The organism is Paraburkholderia sediminicola (assembly GCF_046026855.1).
Classification (GTDB): Bacteria; Pseudomonadota; Gammaproteobacteria; order Burkholderiales; family Burkholderiaceae; genus Paraburkholderia; species Paraburkholderia sediminicola_A.
Genome location: NZ_JAQQET010000010.1, coordinates 218,801 through 236,934, shown reverse-complemented (window position 1 = coordinate 236,934; position 18,134 = coordinate 218,801). Strand labels below are relative to the sequence as shown.

Sequence of the window (18,134 nt, the reverse complement as noted above, 5' to 3'; positions counted from 1 at the left end):
TCAGCGGGAATCTCGGATGGGCGGCCGCACACGCCATTTGCTGCGACCGACTCGGAGTGGCTCGAGTTCGATGAATTCCACAAAGTTCATTCGTACATCGAGATTTATCACGCAATTCAGTCGGAGTTCTTGCCGACATCACGTGGCACAAGCCCTGGATAAGCGCAGACAGTTTGTGATGGGAACGAACAGGGCCATGTCGCAACAAGGCGACATGGTATGGTTATCAATATTGCGTTTCGAGATGCCGCTCGATGGTAAGTCGTGATGTTATTTCTTAATAAAATGGCGTGCCTAATTAGTCAAAGTTCAGTTCACAATTAATTGTGACTGGAGGAGAAATTGAGTACTTTTGTATTGGTTCACGGAGGTCGCCATGGGGGATGGTGTTGGAAACACGTTGCATCCCGTTTGAGAGAAGCGGGGCATGAGGTGTTCACGCCGACAGCGACTGGATTGGGCGAGCGTTCTCATCTTCTCGCCCCGACCATTGGCCTTCAGACGCACATTCAGGACATCGTCGGCGTGCTCGAATGGGAAGATCTGCAGGATGTCGTTTTGGTCGGTCACAGCTATGGCGGCATGCTGATCACTGGCGCGGCGGACAAGGTCCCTCACCGCGTCGCGCATTTAGTCTATCTCGATGCCTTGCTACCTCGGAACGGCGATTGCTGCATGAGTCTTATCGGACCGGAGAACGCCCGGATGTTCCAATCGGCCTGTGAGAAACAGGGCGAGGGCTGGTACGTTCCCGTCACCGCAGGCTATGCCGCCTTCAATGGAGTCATCGACGAGGCCGACAGCGCGTGGCTCGAATCGAAAGTCACGCCACAATCCATCGCCACCTACCACGATCCCATCGAATCAACCGATGCTGCTTGGAAGTTACCGGGAACTTACATCGAATGCCTGAAGTCAGTCACGGTTCAGCCTTTGGTGCTGACGCGAGCGCGGGACCGAGCGCGAGTTGACGCGACCTTCCGCTATCGCGAGCTCAACACAGGTCACGGAGCGATGTTCACAGATCCAGATGGCGTGACGACCCTTCTTCTCGAAGCGCTAAGCGATCCGCAGTAATCGCCTCCTGCCAGGCGATCATTACTTTTTTTCTTCAAACGTCATCCCGCTAGTTCGGTTCGCGCACCAGTTCACCCTCCCTGGTTTCAATCTTCGTACCCTCGAGCTTGCCCAGGGCACGGAGGATCTTCTCGGGTGTAATCGGAAGATCCGTGACGCGTACACCGATAGCGTCATAGACGGCGTTGGCTATGGCCGCTGCGATGCCTGTTGTCGGGCCTTCACCGATTCCCTTCGCGCCGTACGGGCCTTCTGGATGTGGTACTTCAACCATCAGCGGTTGGATCGGTGGGATGTCGCAGCTGGTCGCCATCGAGTAGTCATTCAAAGAGTCGTTGATCACGCGCCCTTTATCGTCGAGCAAAACCTCTTCGAACAAAGCAGTGCTGCAAGCGATCGCGACACCGCCCTCGATCTGTCCCTCGCACGCAACCGGGTTGAGTGTCTTTCCCGTATCGGACACGGAGATAATGTGGTGTATGGTGATCTTCCCGGTATCGGTGTCGACCTCGAGTTCGACGCCCTGGCTCGTGTAGAGCCAGAACGCGACTATGCGTCGTCCCTCACCGGTCTCGAGGTTGAAGGGGGTCGTGCCGAACGGCACGAACGAGCCTCGACCGACGATGGGGCCGTGGGGGCTTCCGGGCCGAACGCCGGCAACCTGCGCGAAAGTGCAAAGAGGTTCGGTTTCGCCACGGAGGAACACAGCGCTGTCCCTGGCTTCGAGCGAATCCTTTGGCCGATCCAGGAACTCCGCAGCCTTGACGAGGACCTGATCTTTAACATCGGTGCCGGCCCGGACGATCGCATTGCCCATATTGAAGGTGGAGCGGCTCGACGAAGTCGAGCGATCTGGCGGCGTGAAGGCGGTGTCGCTTGCAATGACTTTGACGTCCTGCAACCGAGCGCCTGCTGCCTCAGCGGCGAGCTGTGCCATGACAGTCCTTGAACCTTGTCCCATTTCGGTAGTTCCGCACATGGCAATCAGGGTACCGTCGTCGTTCATCTGAATGAACGCGCTAGAACCGGAGGGTGCGACGCTGGACTTCGCTGTGGCCACAATCGATCGACCGACACCAGGCCGCTTAGGCGCGTCCCAGTTCATAGCGACCTTGCATGCGTCGAGCGCCTTCTTGAGTCCCACCGCCTTGAGCGGTTCGCTCGTCGACGTTTCATCACCATCCTCGACGAGATTTAGCCGTCGGAACTCGACGGGATCCATGCCGATGCCGCGAGCGATCTCGTCGGTGTGACATTCATAGGCGAATGACATCTCCATGGTCCCGTAGCTTCTGAACGCGCTGGTTATCACTTTGTTCGTGTAGACGCAGTATCCGTCGACCCACTGATTGGCGATCCGATAAGGTCCTGTCGAGGAATAGCTGCCGTTTCGGCAGAGAAGGGGACCCACGTCCGCATAGGCGCCCGTGTCCCAGATGATCTCTGCTTTGCGAGCGGTTATCGTTCCATCCCGCTTCACGCCAGTGCGCAGTTTGACCTTAACGGCACCGCGGACGCCTCCTACGCAGGTCAGCACTTCTTTACGAGTCACCACAAGCTTCACTGGTCGGCCGTCGGTCTTCAAGGCAAGCGCGACCGCAGCGGGTTCCACCTTGAGACCGTGCTTCGCACCAAAGCCGCCACCGATGAACGGAGCGATGACTCTGACCTTGTGCATCGGCAACCCGAGCGCGACGGCCAGGTCGTTCGAAGTGAACCAGGGTGACTGCTGACTCGACCATACCGTCACCTGCCCTGAACGTTCGACTTGCACGATGCAGGCGTGTGGTTCCATGGCACCGTGGTTAAAGGCCTGACTCCCGTAAGTGCCTTCAAATATTGCGTCCGCCTCGGCAAACCCGGCTTCGACATCGCCCTTACGGAGCTTGAAGTGACTGAGGATGTTGCTATTTGGAACGGATGAGAACAACGATGCGTCGCGCTTGTAGCTGGCGTAGTCTGGGTGGATCAGCGTTGCGTCAGGGCGCATCGCTTCAACCGGATCAAAGATTGCGGGTAGCGGATCGTAGTCGACTTGTACGAGACTTGCGGCTTCGAGCGCTGCGTCCTCGTCCTCCGCAGCAATGGCCACGACGGGCTCACCCACATAGCGCACGCGATCTATTGCGAGAAACGGCTGATCGCGTAGCGGAATGTTGTAGAGATACGGAACGTCCTTACCCGTCACGATCGCACGCACGCCTTTGACTGCCTGGGCACGGGTGATATCGATCTTCCTGATCATGGCATGGGCTAAAGGCGATCGAACTACCGTCGCCATCAGCATTCTCGGAAAGGAAATGTCTGCGGCGAATATGGCGCGTCCGACAGCCTTGTCGAAAGCATCGACCTGCTGGGTCCGTTTGCCTATCACATGGCGAGTCTGAGTCATTGAACCACCTCCGTCTGTTCGTTACTGGCCTCTGATTTTGCGAGTGCTGCCGCAGCGAGGATTGCGCGGACGATCCGGACGTAGCCTGTGCAGCGACAGATATTCCCACTGATCGCTTCGCGAACGTCCGATTCCGTCGGATCCGGATTTCTCTCCAGTAGCGCCACTGCCGCCAACAGCATACCTGGCGTGCAGAATCCACACTGGATGGCATGGTTATCGATAAATGCCTTTTGCAACAAATGAAGAGAGCCGTCCGGAGCGACCAGGCCCTCGACGGTCTGAATCGCCTTACCTGCTGCGTCGAGTGCTAACGTGATGCACGATAGAGTTGGCTGTCCCTCTATCAGCACGGTGCATGCTCCGCAACTCGCTGATTCACAACCCTCCTTGACACCCGTGCGACCGCACCCGTCACGAAGCACATCGACGAGAAGGTGATGCTGACGAACGCGAACGTCGACGGTTTCGCGATCAACGTTGAACACGGCAAGCTGATCTGGTCGAGACATCTCAATACTCCTTGCTCAATCCAATGTGAACTTTTTGAGGACTCTGCGCAACGTCACGGCGACGATATGTCGTCGGTACTCGGCGGAGGCAAGATGATCCGAGGGCGGTTTCGCCCAATCGATAACTGCTTCGACGCAGCTCTCGAAGTCAGCGCCAGACATAGCGGTGCCATCGAGCAAGCGCTCAGCCTGAATGCAGCGCGCAGGCATCGGTGATGCACCTACTAATGCAATGCGGACATCGCGAAGGCGTCCTTGCTGAACCTTGGCGCTTACCGCGGCGGCCACAAGCGGCAGGTCGAAGCCTTCCTTGAAACCGAATCTCTCGTATGCCTGCCGGAAGTCGATGTGATACGGGATGGTGATCGCAGCGATGATTTCCCCCTTTGCGAGGGAGCCGGTCTTTGCTTTGGCCGCGTAGTCCGAGACGGACATTTGCCTGTTACCTGACTTGCCGACGATCTCTAGCGACGCGTCACAAGCTTCCATCATCGGTACCAGATCGCCGACGCTCCACCCCTGCGCGATATTGCCAACGGCGGTGGCCGATGTACGTATGGAAGGCGATGCGATCGAGGCTATGACTTTGCCAAGGACTGGCCATCGTAGACAGAACTCCTCATCGTGCTCCAGTCGTGCGAGAGTGACTGCGGAACCGATCCGCACGCTACTACTATCGTCACTGAACGTGAGTTCGCCTACTCCGGGAAGGTCGTTCAGCCCGACCAGCACCTTGGCATCGAGCTTGCCACGACGATACCTTGTTAGCACGTCACATCCGCCCATCTTGGCCACTGCACCGGGTTGTGCAAGTAGTTCAAGCGCCTTGGCCCAGTCCGTTGGACGCACGTAGTCAAATTGCATTTGTTGTTCCTCTCAGTCGAAATGGATGCCGCCGTTGACTTCGACCACCTCGCCCGTCATGAACGAGGCTGAGTCGCTTGCCAGGAAGACAGCCACGCTTGCAATCTCTTCCGGTTGTGCCAGCCTTCCCAGCGGCGTTCGATTCGATACGCCCTGGATCAGGTCCGAACTCCAGCCTGAAGACATGCCCGTCATCGTCAGGCCAGGGCAAACAGCGTTGCACGTGATGTTGAATTTTCCGAGACCGAGCGCGAAAGTCTTGGTCAAAGCGATGACACCGCCCTTGGATGCCGCGTAGGCGGGGCCACTGACGAGAGATCCCATTCGCGCCGAGTCTGACGCGGTCAGCACGATTCGACCCGCAAGCTGTTTGCGCATGATGGGCGCGACGGATTGGACTAGCAGGAATGTGCCTCGCAAGTTGACATTCATCACCGTATCCCATATTTCCGGCGTGAGTTCGTCAAGCTGGTGCGTGTCGAGTATTGCAGCGAAATGAAGCAGACCGTCGATCTTGTCGAACGTTTGCAAACAGAACTCCACCGATGCATCGATATCGGCTTTCCTGCTGATGTCAGCACGTAGTCGAAGGAGCGTTCCGTCGCCGTCACCCAACTCGATCGAATCGAGAGCGTCTCGATCGCAGGCGGCGACATTCGCTCCTGCCGAGAGGAGGATTCTTGTGGTTGCCAGCCCTATGCCGCTGGCCGCGCCTGTGACCAGGAAAGTCTTGCCGGACAGATTCATATTTACGTGCTGCACCTGCATGCTCATATGTGTTCCTTGCGTTCGGCGAACCGATTGATTGGCGTCGGACGGACGGACGGAGGGATATCGTGCCGGCCAACCACGCAATCGCGACATGCATCAGACCGGGCTCGCCTTGTCAATTTAGGAACTTTTTGGCTCCACTGGCTAACGCAAGGCGGCGAACCTCCAATCGGTTTTGTCCCTCCGCGAGCAATCCCGAGCATGGCGTGCGTCGGTCCTTGAGCGATCGCGAATCGCGCGGGACTGTCCAGGACCTGTTTTTGCAGAAGCCCATCCGATACACGGTTGCCATCAGCCTGGAGTGGCTCTCTGAGGACACAGTTACACCACGAACGATGCAGACGCGTTATCCGCATGTAATTCCGACTTTCTGGACAGTGACCAGTGTGGTTATCACCCAACCTCCTAACTTCGATGATTCCGTATATCGGAATGATGATTCTCTTATAATTAAGATTAATTTCACGAACTATTGTTGTCAAGGAACTAGAAGATCTCTTTGTCTAGGGGTATTCCTATCCCCTGTCAATGCACCGAACTGGCTTGACAACAAACCTTTAACAAGTTCAGACTTGCTGGTAAGGGGAATTGTTATTCCGTATAACGGAATTAACGAGGTGACTGCGTAAATTGCGGAACTGGGTCATCGATGTCGGTGCCGCGACGAGTTGCGCACGTGGTGCGACCTTCGGGTTCGTCGGCGCATGGAATCGTTTAGTGGTTTTCGAGTTGTACTGACTGTTTTGCCTGATTTGAACAGTCCGGTCAATTTGATGCACCCGAGGTAGGCCTCCTTACGGAGGGTGAGATGAAATCCGTGGGCTCAACGGGTCTCGTCAAAACGGAATGCACGATGTGTGAGTGGCGGTCGTTTTCGCGTCCAATCAACCCGGGGACTACTACCGGTCGCCTACCAGGAAATAGGGAGAGTTTTCAATGGATCTCGGTCTCAATGGTGTCAGGGTGCTGGTCACTGGAGCTAGCAAGGGTTTGGGTAAAGCATGTGCTCGAACCTTTGTCGAAGAGGGAGCGCTGGTCTTTATATGCGCTCGCAATGCGGCGGAGACACAGCGAACAGCCGAAGAAGTCGGGGCATCCGGGTGGGCGGCCATTGATGTATCGAAAGGTGAAAGCGTCGGCAAGTTGGTGGCCGATGCGATCAACCACTTGGGAGGTCTTGACGTTCTGATCGCAAACGCCGGCGGTCCACCTACGGGACCGTTTGAAACAGCAGGCGACGAAGATTGGGACGTCGCGAACCAGTTGACCTTGATGAGCGCCGTGCGACTTATTCGCGAATCAATTCCAGCGTTGAAAGTTTCAGGACGAGGACGGATCCTCAATCTGACCGGCTATGGAGTCAAAGAGCCCATGACGGATCTTTGCGTCTCCGACGCAGTGCGTGCGGCGGTCACGGTCATGGCGAAGACGATCGCGACTGACCTGGCACCCTACGGGATCACGGTGAACAATGTCGCTCCCGGTCCGATCCTGACGGATCGCTTCAAAGAGGTCCACGCCGCCCGTGCGGAGCATGCAGGAATTAGCGTCGAAGAGCAGTTCGCCCGTTTCACCAGGACCATCCCCGTGAACCGTCTGGGGGATCCGGAAGAGGTCGCGGCGCTATGTGCATTCCTGGCGTCACGGCATAGCGGGTACATCACAGGTCAGTCGATCGTCATCGACGGCGGTATCAATCGGTCTATTTAAGTATCGCGAGCTAGCCGGCCATGGAAAATATTCTCCCTTCGCGACATGTTGATCCCGTAGGCAGGGATACAAGGAACCAACTCGTTCTACGTGGTGCAGTTTGTTGTGTGTGTCGATGCCAGGTTTTCCCATTCTCTAACGTCTGCCCTTCTTGCATGGGCGAGCAGATGAGTGTCGAGGAATTCCCTCGCACGGGCACGCTGTATTCGTTCACTGTCATGCATGTCGGGCCGTCCGAGTGGCGGAAGCCCTTCGCGGTCGGCTATGTCGATCTGACGAACGGCGTTCGAGTTTTCGCCCATCTGGAGGGTTCCCGACCGCTTAAAATCGGTGCTACTGTGGAATTGACTGACGATGTCGTCCCGGTAGGTGCCGATCAAGGAGTCAGGCCGCTCTTCGCCTTTCGATCTGTGGGGAGTTGAACAATGCGTAACGTGTCGGTCATTGGCGTCGGAATGATTCCGTTTGGCAAGTATCCGAACCACCAGCTTTCTGATCTTGGCTGGCCGGCGGTCAAGGCAGCGATCGGGGACGCGAGGATCGACCCGTCCCGGATCGAAGCGGCCTATTGCGGAACTGCGTTTGGCGGCATGATGGCCGGTCAGCGGATACTAGGACGCATTGGTATCTCGGGCATCCCGGTCACTAATGTAGAGAATGCCTGTTCTTCAAGTTCGACCGCATTCCGACAGGGCGTCCTCGCAATCAAGTCGGGACAATACGATTTCGTTCTAGTCATTGGTGTGGAGAAGTTATCGAGGTTCGGCGGTGGCACCCTTCCGCTCGAGCGCGAGGATTGGGAAGTAAGCCAGGGCATCGTCATGCCGGCCGTCTATGCGATGCGGGCCCGCCGCTACATGTACGAGTTTGGACTGTCACAAGAGCAGCTCGCATTGGTCTCGGTCAAGAGCCGCCGCAATGGTGCACTCAATCCAGATGCGCAGATGACGACGGAGGTCACGCTTGAGGAGGTACTCGCGTCGCGTCCCATTGCCGATCCGTTCACATTGCTGCAATGTTGCCCGCCGGGTGATGGCGCTGCTGCAGTCGTGCTGTGCACGCAGGCTCTCGCCGCGCAGTTCCGGTCCGACCCCGTACATGTCGTTGCGTCGGATTTGACTTCAGGCACTTTCATGCCGGGCTTTCGGGATATGACGATTCCGGACATCACAGTGCGTGGTGCGAAACACGCGTATGAGGAGGCGGGCCTCGGGCCCAACGACATCGACGTGGCCGAGGTTCACGACGCGTTCAGCATTGCCGAGCTCATGTACTACGAGGCGTTTGGGTTCTGCGAACGCGGCGCCGCGGGTAGTTTTCTCGAGACTGGAGGTTCAGATCTGAATGGCCAGGTTGCAGTCAACCCTTCAGGAGGTCTTCTGTCAAAAGGGCATCCTGTCGGCGCGACCGGCGCCGCGCAGATCGTCGAAATCGTGAGGCAACTTCGCGGAGAATGCGGAGCCCGTCAGGTCAAAGACGCCAAGGTTGGCTTGACTCACGCAACCGGCGGAGGGCTGACAGGCTTCGACCATGGTGCATGTTCCATCCACATTTTCCAGCGATAACAAGGACGAGGCAAACGCCATGGTTGAGAACTCCGAAGCGCCGCTCACCGGTACTACGATCCTGGACATGACGCAGTTCCTCTCAGGGCCGTACTGCACTCAGGTACTTGCTGATCTTGGCGCAACTGTCATAAAGATCGAGTCTCCACAGGGCGACCTCTCCCGAACTGTCCCGCCGCATTTTGTCGGGGATGACAGTGTCTATTTTTTGTCCACCAACCGGAACAAGAAGTCTGTCGTTGTCGACATGAAAGTTCCTGAGGGGCTCGAACTTGTGCGTCGGCTGGTGCTGTCCTCGGACGTCGTCGTGGAGAATTTCAGGCCAGGGGTCCTCGAGAGGCTGGGACTCCGTTGCGTCGATCTGCGGTCCCAGAAGCCTTCGCTGGTGTGGTGCAGCATCTCTGGCTTTGGGCAGGACGGCCCGTATAACGCGAAGCCTGCGTATGACATGATTGTCCAGGCCCTTTCAGGAGCGATGAGTCTGACCGGTGAGCCAGGAAGGCCGGCTGTCCGTGCCGGTATTCCTATCGGAGACATCTCTGCAGGACTCTATGCATCGACAGCTATTCTTGCTGCGCTGCATAGGCGGACCCTCACGGGTCGCGGCGACTCGATAGACATTTCGATGCTTGATTGCCAGGCTGCCATGTTGTCTTATCAGGGTGCTTACTATCTCCATTCCGGGCTTGTACCTCCGAGGCAAGGGACGGCGCACGACTCAATTCCCACTTACAGAAGCTTCCGGTGTGGCGACGAAATCGAAGTGGTGGTGACTGCAAATACTGAGCGCATGTGGCAGAGCCTTTGTCGAGTACTCGGGCTGGAGCAATTAATCGACGATCCCCTGTTCGCAACGAGCCGCCAGCGACTTCTGAACCGCAACGCTCTTACGCCTTTGCTTGAGGAAGCGTTTTTGAGGCGTGACGCGAACGACTGGGTTCCTCTTCTCGAAGCGGAGGGTATTCCGGTGGGGACAGTCAACACCTTAGACCGCGTTATGAAGGATGCGCAAATCCGGCATCGAGGAATGGTGATGAACCTCTTCGCCGAGGACGGACGTGAAACAAAAGTAATGGGTAATCCAATCGTTTTCGGGGAGGCGGCTCGGCCACGAGCAGTTTTTCCGCCGATGCTAGGTCAGGACACTGAGGAGATTGTACGAACTGCGCTCGGTGCGTCACGTGAAGAGTTTGATGAGTTTGTTCGTGTGGGAGCGGTGAAGTGTTCAACACACGTCACATCAAGTGGAGAGACGCCGTCGTTATCCGAAATAGGGTTGAAAGAACTGATCGGGGACAAGCAAGCGTGAAGATGAAGCTCAAGGACATCGAAATTCATTACAAAATCGATGAGGCACACGAAGCTCCATGGCTGATTTTTTGTAATTCGTTGGCAACCAATCTGTCGATGTGGGACAGAGAGACAGAACACCTCTCTGGACGATTTCGAATTCTGCGGTTTGATCAACGTGGCCATGGGCAGTCCAATGCCCCCGCAGGGCGCTATTCGATTCTTTCCCTGTTGGACGATGTGATATCGCTAATGGATCGACTCTCGATCGAGCGAGCCGACATCTGCGGTTTGTCCCTCGGTGGCGCGACTGCGATGGGAATTGCCCAACGGTATCCAGACCGCTTGCGGAGATTGGTGGTTTGCAGTTCCCCGTGCGCCTCTACGTCCGCAAGCGCCAAGGTGTGGGAGCAACGTGCAAGCCTTGCGGCTCAAAGCGGCATGGCCGCTTTGTGCGAATCGACCCTGGAGCGATGGTTCAGCGCAGACACCCTGAATGCGAAGGCCCCACAAGTCGCTCGGGTCCGAAGCATGATTCTTTCTACTCCGGTCCTAGGATACATCGGATGTGCTGCGGCACTTGCGGATCACGACTTCCGTTCCGAGATCGGGAAAGTGAAGTGTCCCGTAATGTTCTTGGTTGGTGAACATGATGCATCGACGCAGGAGATGCGTCAGATGCACGCGGACTTGCCAGGCTCAAAGATGCATGAACTGTCAGCGGCCGGCCATATCTGCAATCTGGATCAACCGGCGGCATTCGTTACTGCGCTGGATGAGTTCTTGGGATAGTCCCAGGATTGTTATCAGTCAATCCTCAAGGAGGAGCATCATGACGCAAAGACTAGCAGGTAGGGTGGCGGTCGTCACTGGCGGACAGCGTGGCCTCGGTGCGGCAATTTTGAAGGAATTCGCGGCAGAAGGTGCGGCATGCGTGATTAACTATCCGACGCCGTCCGAGCTCGGAGCAGCGAACAAACTGCTCGAGGAGTTGAAAGCAGCAGGTGCACGGGCAATTGCGCTCGAAGCGGACATTTCCGACACCCAAGCCGCTCGTCGTCTTTTGCAGGCCGCTAAGAGCGAGTTTGGCTCGTTGGATATTCTGGTCAACAACGCGGGTGTAAACTCACTCCAGAAATGGGCCGAAATCGAGCGAGAGACTTGGGATCGAACGGTGGCAGTAAACTTGACGGGCGTATTCAACTGTTGCCAGGCTGCGATGGAGATCATGTCTGCCCAAGGTAAGGGGAACGTTATCAACATTGCGTCGGTATCTCCGTTTATTGGTAGAGGCAATGTGGACTACATCGCGACCAAAAGCGCCTTGTTCGGTATAACGACGAGCCTGGCGCGACAATACGGTAAGGACGGAGTTCGCGCGAATGCCATATCGCCCGGCTTTCACAATACAGAGATGACGCGGCATGCCAGACAGGACGGTAGCGAAAACGCGGACGACTTCATCAAACAGGTGCCATTGGGCTTTCTGGCCGAGGCGGACAGTATTGGCAAGGCGGCGTTGTTTCTCGCGTCGGATGAGTCCTACTACATCACGGGGCACAACCTAATCGTCGACGGTGGTTTAACGCTTCGCTAGTAGCGCGTGGTACCCAAAGCACGAGCCAAGCGTTTCGGCACTGACGCCGGAAGCGTTGACGTGCCGGTGAGCCTGCCGCTCGCCAAACCTAAACGGTACCAATCCGATGGGTCTGCGTTTTGCCTGAAGTTGATCGACCGGTCCGAAGAGAAGGGCAGTGCAGTCCGCTCCGCGTCTCTTTTTTGAGCGAAGACAACGCGGAGTTGGCGGGGGTGGGGCAAGTAAGAGCGGTTCGCGCCACGCCCAAAGAGACTTGTTGCGCCGCTTGCTTATGTCCGCGTGCATTGACACGCGGACATCTTCCACGGTCGACTATCGAACTTCCGGCTGCGGCGCCTATGATTATCGAAGTTGCTGCACCGATGGGGAATTGTGGCGCTGGGTGCAGGGTGTAATATTCGTTCTGCATCGTGCCACGAATCGTTTGAGTGAAGAACATGGTGTCTTTTGCGACTTTGAGTGATTCTCCTGCGGTGTCATTCTCGAGTCGAAGACGACGTCTGTGCAAATAGTCAAAATTTCTGAACATGGTAGATGAACAATATACGTGACCCATTAGGCCGAGCGCTCGAAGCGCTAAGCTGGCTCGTGGAGACGCCTCAAGACGAGGTCGGCGTGAGAGACATCTCGTTGGCGCTCGACATTGCGCCAAGTTCGGCACATCGCGTTCTCAGCTCTCTTGTTGATAAAGGTTTTATCGAACAAGATCCCGGCAGTGGGCTTTATTCACTAGGTGCGGATTTTTTTCGAATAGCTCAGCTCGCGACCGAGCGGTTGCCGTTTAAAAGAGTGGCATTACCTCATCTGCGCCGACTTGCCGAGGTATCCAATGAAACAGTGATTCTAGGCTTGTATAACAAAGGCAGGCAGGAGATGATGTTTGTCATCTGCCTGGACTCGTCAAACAGTCTGCGATATGTGGTCGAGACGAATAAGTGGTTACCGGTTCACGCTGGCGCCACTGGCCTCGGAATTCTCGCATTCCTGAGCACGGAAGAACGACGATCGATCATATCGAAATCGCGCCTTCGCTCGTTAACGGAGAAAACGATCACTAGTGCGGTCCAGTTGGAGGCAGAAGCGGAGCGAATCCGGCAACGTGGCTATGCGATCAGTGCGGGCCAGCGTATCCCGGGCGCCATCGGTCTTGCAGCTCCGGTCTGGGGGCCAGGGACTGAGGTTATTGGCGACGTCTGCTTGACCATCCCCGAACAGAGGTTCATTCCCTCAAGCGAGAAAGTTCTTGCTAACGCGGTGATGGTGTGCGCCGCTTGCATTTCACGAGATCTGGGACATGTTTCAAATGAGCCGGATCAGTCACTGCCAGTGAAGGGTGCTGGAGAGAAGGTTTCTACTCTGACAAGCTTGTCGAAGAAGAAACGCACAGTCTGATGCCTGGAGTCGAGTGAATCCCGGATGAAACGTTTCTGGCGATGCTAACCTTACCCAAATGCACACCACCCTCATATCCTGTCTCATCAAAGGATCCGTGGTCTTGTTTGAGTCACGAAGCCTAGGCATCTACCAGATCGGTAACACCGCAATGGTCGTAGCATAAACTGTCGGTGAATTAGTCGACGTTGGAATATCGAGAGGTCTCACGTTGCAACAGGTCACCTACCCGTCGGCGACCCAGGTTGGGCTGGAGATCGGTCACACCTTTCCGTCATGATTCACTGCGCGCATTCGCCAAAGATCTGGATATGGTCCCAGCGATGTTCGACCTCCAGTGCAGAGGCGATTTCATCTCGCCGGCTTGTCCGAACCGAATGCTCTGCCGCATACGCGACATCTTCAGGATTACTTCTGCGCTGTCTTGTCGCTGATCGAATTGGCACAAATGTTGATCGGATCGGGGGCGCGCGTTAATCGCACCGCATCCATACTGACTACACGATGCCGAACAGTGAAGCATCAGATGCGGACGATAACACCACTTTCGATTTCGATTGGGGATGTCTGGCGGACCGAAAAGAATGCGTGTGCAAGCGAAACGGTGACCGTCCAATCTGGTGATCGTGACAAGAAAGTGATGGTGCGAGCCATCTGGAACGTGTATCGCCAATACTCGATCGTATGAAGATGAACACCTGAACGTCGAACGGGAGTGACCGGTTGGCGCTGCGTAGAGGATCAATCTTTTTAACGGAGGATGATACGTCGAAGTTTTGCGTCGGCAATTGATATGTGACGACTAAGCAGGTAGGAACGGGGCCCGCTAAACCTGAATTGACGGAAGCGTTTCAGGCTCGCTGAGAAAGCGGGGTGTGAGTCAGCGGATTTCGGCGGTAGTTTGCAACGTATCAGGCCGCGAGAAGGCCAGGTATAAAGCTGCAACCCATCCTGTCCATGTTGGAACACACGAGGAAGCCCTTGCGGACGCGATGCGTTCATATATCCGAGATGGCGAAGAAGGAAATCCGTATCTACAGCAAACCTGCTGGTGGTTGGGGCGTGCTCGATGCGACGGGCAGGACACTCGCAGAGCAAGGTGCCATCATCTATGGCATGCCTTGGCGCCGTTCTCGCAGAATTCAAATGACTATGTGCGCTTCGGATCTGGTGCGCGGCAAGGAGCCCCTGATTCTGCCATGTCTTGGGCGTATCGAAATCGATATTCAGGCAGATGGGCCAGAATGCATCACGGTCGAAGATTCCATGTCTATGGTGCCCGCTTCGGTGGGTCAAAACGAGTCCCCACCGCTGCATTTGCGTAGCGAATGTGCGATCGACCTTCGTGGCATACAACCAGTGGACTTAGGTGCCGGGCGGCTTTCATCTGTCGTCCGTCGCACGCGGTTGGGTGTGGACGACGCCGACTGGCCGCACCAATTTCCTCGTCTTCGAGGGGCTCGATGAGGATACGTCTCACAATGATTCCGACGCGCTGTGGCTGGTCAACAAAGCCGGACGCCTTCGTACAAGTCGGTTTCGGTCAAGTTGGGGCGCGTTGCCACAGACGGTCCACTGTGAATCTCATGCAGAATGACCATGACCGGCCCATCCGACGGCACGTTATCAAAATGGAAAGATTCAACCCGCAGCACTAGCTAGCCCGAGAACCAGCTCTTTCTAGGAGAAAAAATGAAATCCCTTTATCCCATTATTTTCGGAGCAGTATTCGCCTTAACCTCTTTGGGCGTCTCTGCCCAAACGAGTTCTAGCACACCGGACGCCAGCAGCGACACGGGCGCTTCTTCGCAAACGCCTGCATCGAAAAAAATCCTTAGGTTAGAGAATCGTCAGCTTTCGAAAGTGGTACAGCGAACGTTGGCTAAAACAAAAGGACTAACGGACACTCATATAATTCCTTTCGCGAAGTATAAAAGTGGCGACGTAATACTGGCAGGATTTATTACTGATTCCACGCAGGAACAAATTGCAATCGACGTGGCTCGCAAGGTTCCAAACGTCAAGTCAGTAGAAAGCAAGCTAACGTTAGTAGAAGAGGGGCATTGAGCGCCACATTCAGCGCTGGATCCGCCACTAGAGGGCGGTTCCCAGCGAATTCAGAGGATCTTTCGAACTCAAAGTGGCGACCCAAAAACATCTCGTTCGTGCACTTTAGCTTGCTTATTGCGAGTTCTTGAATCGGTCATATGGAGACTTCAATCAACATCTAAACCAGAGACCGTGTCGGAGAGGCGCTAGCTTATGAACGCCTGTATTAGTGAAGCAAATCGCACCGGTGCCTCTTCCATCATGTAGTGGCCAGATTCCTCAATCGTCTCATAGGAGATGTTGGGGAGGACTTCATGAGTTTTCGCACGTATAGCTTCCTCGACGAAGGCCGGAGCGTCATGTCGGCCGCAGATTGCAAGTACTGGAGTTGAAAGTCCCCGGATATCCTCCGTGAACCGCTCCTTCAACAGCATATTCCTTAGGTACCCCATGCGAGCTTCTTCCGTGGATGCCTCGAACGCGAGACGTGTCTTCAAAGCCCGCCATTCCTCGCCGTAACGTCCACCCGTTACGTTCGCAATAACCTCGCCACAAGTAGTTTGGTCAGTAACTGCCTTTGTGAAAAACGTCAGACTTGCATGATCTAGTTCTAGTCCCGCATCAGTTACCGGCGCCGCAGCAACAACCTTTGCTACACGATCACCGAATTCGAGTGCCATGCGCAAGGCGACCATTCCGGTCATGGAATGGCTAACCAGTGCCACGTTGTCGAGGTTCAGTTTTTCAATCAATGCCCATACGTCGGCAACCGCCTCGCTGAGGGTGTATTGGCCTGCGATTCCTCTGGAAAGACCATACCCGCGAAGATCGGCGAATATCCATGTGAAGTGGTCTTGCGAGAGATAGCGCTCGATGCCGAGATAATTTCGATGGTCACCTAGCCAGTCGTGAAGAACGACTACCTTTTTTGGACCGTATCCTATTGCCTTGTAATTCAGCATGTTAGCTCCCACGTTGATTTAGCATATCTGGAGCAATCTCTGTGGCCTGACAGACTGTCACAGAAACCCCGTTGAAATCCACGGAATGGTGGCGACAAGGATCAACGCTATTGACAGAGCGCCTAGGTACGGCCAGACCTTTCCCATGGCGTCGTCTGGCGAAACCCGACCTATCGCGCAGGCCGCATAAAACCCTACTCCGAAGGGTGGAGCGAACAGTCCAATGCCCATCGAGAGCACCGCGACAATGGCGTAGTGAACCTCATGAATGCCTATTGAACGCGCGATGGGAAAGAGGAGTGGCCCAAACAGGACGATTGCTGGAACCCCTTCGAGAAGGCTTCCCAAGACGACGAAAACCAATATGGATACGGCCATGAAACCTACAGCACCACCTGGCATCTTCATCATGGTGTTCGCCAGATCCGTGGAAAATCCGGACTGTGTCAGGGCCCATGCCATTGCCGTTGCCATTCCGATGATGATCAGGATTGCACCAGACAACGCCGCGGTGTCGACAAGCATCGGATATATCTTCCGCCAGTCCATGCGACGGTACAGAAGACTACCTACGAGCAGACAGTAGACGATGCCGATCGACGACACTTCGGTTGCGGTCGCAACGCCCTCCACCACAGCAGCGCGAATGACAAATGGCAGCGCCAGCGCGGGTAGCGCATAGAGACCAGCTTTGCGGATCTCCGCGAACGTAGCTCGCTTAACATTAGATGTGTCATCGGTCTTAGCCTTCCTGCCGCAAACGATGCCTACCGCGATCGCACCTACCAGCGCGGGCAGCAGACCCCCGGTGAAGAGGGAAGCAATCGAAACGCCCGTTACAGAGCCGATAATGATCAGCACAAAGCTCGGGGGAACTGTCTCGGACATGGCGCCCGCCGCTGCGAGTTGCGCTACCATCTCACCGGGGTCGCCGCCACGCTTTTTTATCTCCGGAAACAGCATTGGCGCGACCGCGGCCATATCTGCGGCCTTGGACCCTGAGATCCCGGACACGATAAGCATTGCGCCCAGCAGCACGTAAGAGAGTCCTCCGCGAACGTGCCCAAGCAGCAAAGCGATGAAAGACACCAACGCCCGAGCCAGCCCTGTCACCTCCATGACTAACCCGAGCATTACAAACAAAGGTATCGAGAGCAGAATGAGATGGGCAGTCCCCTCATCGATCCTCCCGATAACGATTTCAAGCGGCACCCGGGTTGCCGTAGCGAGGTACGCGACCGTCCCGGCCCCAAAGGCAAAACCGATTGGGACACCGAGCGCAACGCAGATGCCAACAACGCCAACGAAGTAGAGTAAGAGCTTGAAGTTTCCTGCGCCAAGCAGCCAGGGCTTTCCGAGCCACAAGCTTGCCAGCCCCAATGCCACAACGACTAGCGATATTGCGATGTGCGTCCATTTAGCCTCTGCCTGAAGTTTGCCCAGCGAAACCATTAGCATTAGCGCAGTCCCTGCGGCAATCGCGAGTACCCGAATACCGTCGGGCCACTCGAGTGCCGGCGTCATGACAGCCCAGTCATCCATGCTTTGCGTAATCGCAAGGGGGATTAAGACGACCAGCAAACCGGAAACGACTACCGTTCCTAGCGTTTCCAGCAGCGCGCGCTGTTCACGCGACACCCTATTCAGAACGAACGTCAGGCGCATATGTTCGCCTCGCGCGGTGGCGAGCACGGCGCCCATCATCGCCAGCCAGAGAAACAGCATGGTGGCCAGCTCGTCCGTCCAGGAAAGCGGGCGATTCAGGACGTATCGGAAAATCACACCAACCAGAAGAAGTATCGCTTCGACGAGAACCAATCCGGCAGCTAGTGGATTGACGATTGAGAGCACCCGTCGTTGAAGCCAAACACCAGCCCGGCGCGCTGGCGGTCGCTCATTATTTGATGGCTGATGGATGGCACGGTTCACGAGATCGCTTTGCATGATCGCCTC

General features: G+C 55.9%; 15 protein-coding genes and 1 pseudogene. 10 read left to right on the top strand and 6 right to left on the bottom strand.

Annotation, left to right across the window (positions count from 1 at the left end):
* Positions 1 to 342: 342 nt before the first annotated feature.
* Positions 343 to 1,077, top strand: coding sequence for an alpha/beta fold hydrolase (locus PQR40_RS13895; protein WP_408509200.1), 735 nt, complete (start codon positions 343 to 345; stop codon positions 1,075 to 1,077).
* Positions 1,078 to 1,126: 49 nt separating this feature from the next.
* On the opposite strand, the gene PQR40_RS13890 is transcribed toward PQR40_RS13895, so the two are convergent.
* Genes PQR40_RS13890 through PQR40_RS13875 form a run of 4 tightly spaced genes read right to left on the bottom strand, consistent with a single transcriptional unit; the run spans position 1,127 to position 5,592 of the window.
* On the bottom strand, positions 1,127 to 3,469 hold the full coding sequence (locus PQR40_RS13890) for a xanthine dehydrogenase family protein molybdopterin-binding subunit (RefSeq protein ID WP_408242129.1): 2,343 nt from the start codon (positions 3,467 to 3,469) through the stop codon (positions 1,127 to 1,129).
* The gene (locus PQR40_RS13885; protein ID WP_408242130.1) at positions 3,466 to 3,981 is read right to left on the bottom strand and encodes a (2Fe-2S)-binding protein; all 516 of its coding nucleotides are present in this window, start codon (positions 3,979 to 3,981) and stop codon (positions 3,466 to 3,468) included. The genes PQR40_RS13890 and PQR40_RS13885 overlap by 4 nt, the downstream gene beginning before the upstream one ends.
* Positions 3,982 to 3,996: 15 nt before the next feature.
* Positions 3,997 to 4,845: an FAD binding domain-containing protein gene (locus PQR40_RS13880; protein ID WP_408242132.1), complete on the bottom strand. Its 849-nt coding sequence runs from the start codon at positions 4,843 to 4,845 to the stop codon at positions 3,997 to 3,999.
* Positions 4,846 to 4,857: 12 nt separating this feature from the next.
* On the bottom strand, positions 4,858 to 5,592 hold the full coding sequence (locus tag PQR40_RS13875; RefSeq protein ID WP_408509199.1) for an SDR family NAD(P)-dependent oxidoreductase: 735 nt from the start codon (positions 5,590 to 5,592) through the stop codon (positions 4,858 to 4,860).
* A gap of 960 nt (positions 5,593 to 6,552) precedes the next feature.
* Between PQR40_RS13875 and PQR40_RS13870 the strand changes: the two genes are divergently transcribed.
* From PQR40_RS13870 to PQR40_RS13830, 9 genes and pseudogenes are all read left to right on the top strand, one after another.
* The gene (locus tag PQR40_RS13870) at positions 6,553 to 7,326 is read left to right on the top strand and encodes an SDR family oxidoreductase (RefSeq protein ID WP_408242136.1); all 774 of its coding nucleotides are present in this window, start codon (positions 6,553 to 6,555) and stop codon (positions 7,324 to 7,326) included.
* Positions 7,327 to 7,346: 20 nt separating this feature from the next.
* A complete protein-coding gene (locus PQR40_RS13865) occupies positions 7,347 to 7,748 on the top strand; it encodes a Zn-ribbon domain-containing OB-fold protein (protein WP_408509198.1) in 402 nt (133 codons plus the stop codon).
* A 3-nt stretch (positions 7,749 to 7,751) separates the two neighbouring features.
* Positions 7,752 to 8,891 carry a thiolase family protein gene (locus PQR40_RS13860; RefSeq protein ID WP_408242140.1) on the top strand — a complete coding sequence of 380 codons (1,140 nt, stop codon included), beginning with the start codon at positions 7,752 to 7,754 and terminating at the stop codon, positions 8,889 to 8,891.
* On the top strand, positions 8,857 to 10,200 hold the full coding sequence (locus PQR40_RS13855; RefSeq protein ID WP_408242142.1) for a CaiB/BaiF CoA transferase family protein: 1,344 nt from the start codon (positions 8,857 to 8,859) through the stop codon (positions 10,198 to 10,200). The genes PQR40_RS13860 and PQR40_RS13855 overlap by 35 nt, the downstream gene beginning before the upstream one ends.
* Before the next feature lie 2 nt (positions 10,201 to 10,202).
* The gene (gene pcaD, locus PQR40_RS13850) at positions 10,203 to 10,973 is read left to right on the top strand and encodes a 3-oxoadipate enol-lactonase (RefSeq protein WP_408242150.1); all 771 of its coding nucleotides are present in this window, start codon (positions 10,203 to 10,205) and stop codon (positions 10,971 to 10,973) included.
* 40 nt (positions 10,974 to 11,013) lie between these two features.
* Positions 11,014 to 11,778, top strand: coding sequence for an SDR family NAD(P)-dependent oxidoreductase (locus PQR40_RS13845; RefSeq protein WP_408242144.1), 765 nt, complete (start codon positions 11,014 to 11,016; stop codon positions 11,776 to 11,778).
* Positions 11,779 to 12,312: 534 nt separating this feature from the next.
* The gene (locus PQR40_RS13840) at positions 12,313 to 13,170 is read left to right on the top strand and encodes an IclR family transcriptional regulator (RefSeq protein ID WP_408242146.1); all 858 of its coding nucleotides are present in this window, start codon (positions 12,313 to 12,315) and stop codon (positions 13,168 to 13,170) included.
* A 1,161-nt stretch (positions 13,171 to 14,331) separates the two neighbouring features.
* Positions 14,332 to 14,674 (top strand): annotated as a pseudogene (locus PQR40_RS13835) (FdhF/YdeP family oxidoreductase); the annotation flags it as partial.
* A 188-nt stretch (positions 14,675 to 14,862) separates the two neighbouring features.
* Positions 14,863 to 15,237: a BON domain-containing protein gene (locus PQR40_RS13830; protein ID WP_408509197.1), complete on the top strand. Its 375-nt coding sequence runs from the start codon at positions 14,863 to 14,865 to the stop codon at positions 15,235 to 15,237.
* Positions 15,238 to 15,425: 188 nt separating this feature from the next.
* Here the strand turns inward: PQR40_RS13830 and PQR40_RS13825 are convergent, their stop codons facing one another.
* Positions 15,426 to 16,181 (bottom strand): alpha/beta fold hydrolase, encoded by a 756-nt coding sequence (locus PQR40_RS13825; RefSeq protein WP_408509196.1) that lies wholly within the window; start codon positions 16,179 to 16,181, stop codon positions 15,426 to 15,428.
* A gap of 57 nt (positions 16,182 to 16,238) precedes the next feature.
* Positions 16,239 to 18,125, bottom strand: coding sequence for a TRAP transporter large permease (locus PQR40_RS13820; protein ID WP_408241796.1), 1,887 nt, complete (start codon positions 18,123 to 18,125; stop codon positions 16,239 to 16,241).
* Positions 18,126 to 18,134: the final 9 nt, after the last annotated feature.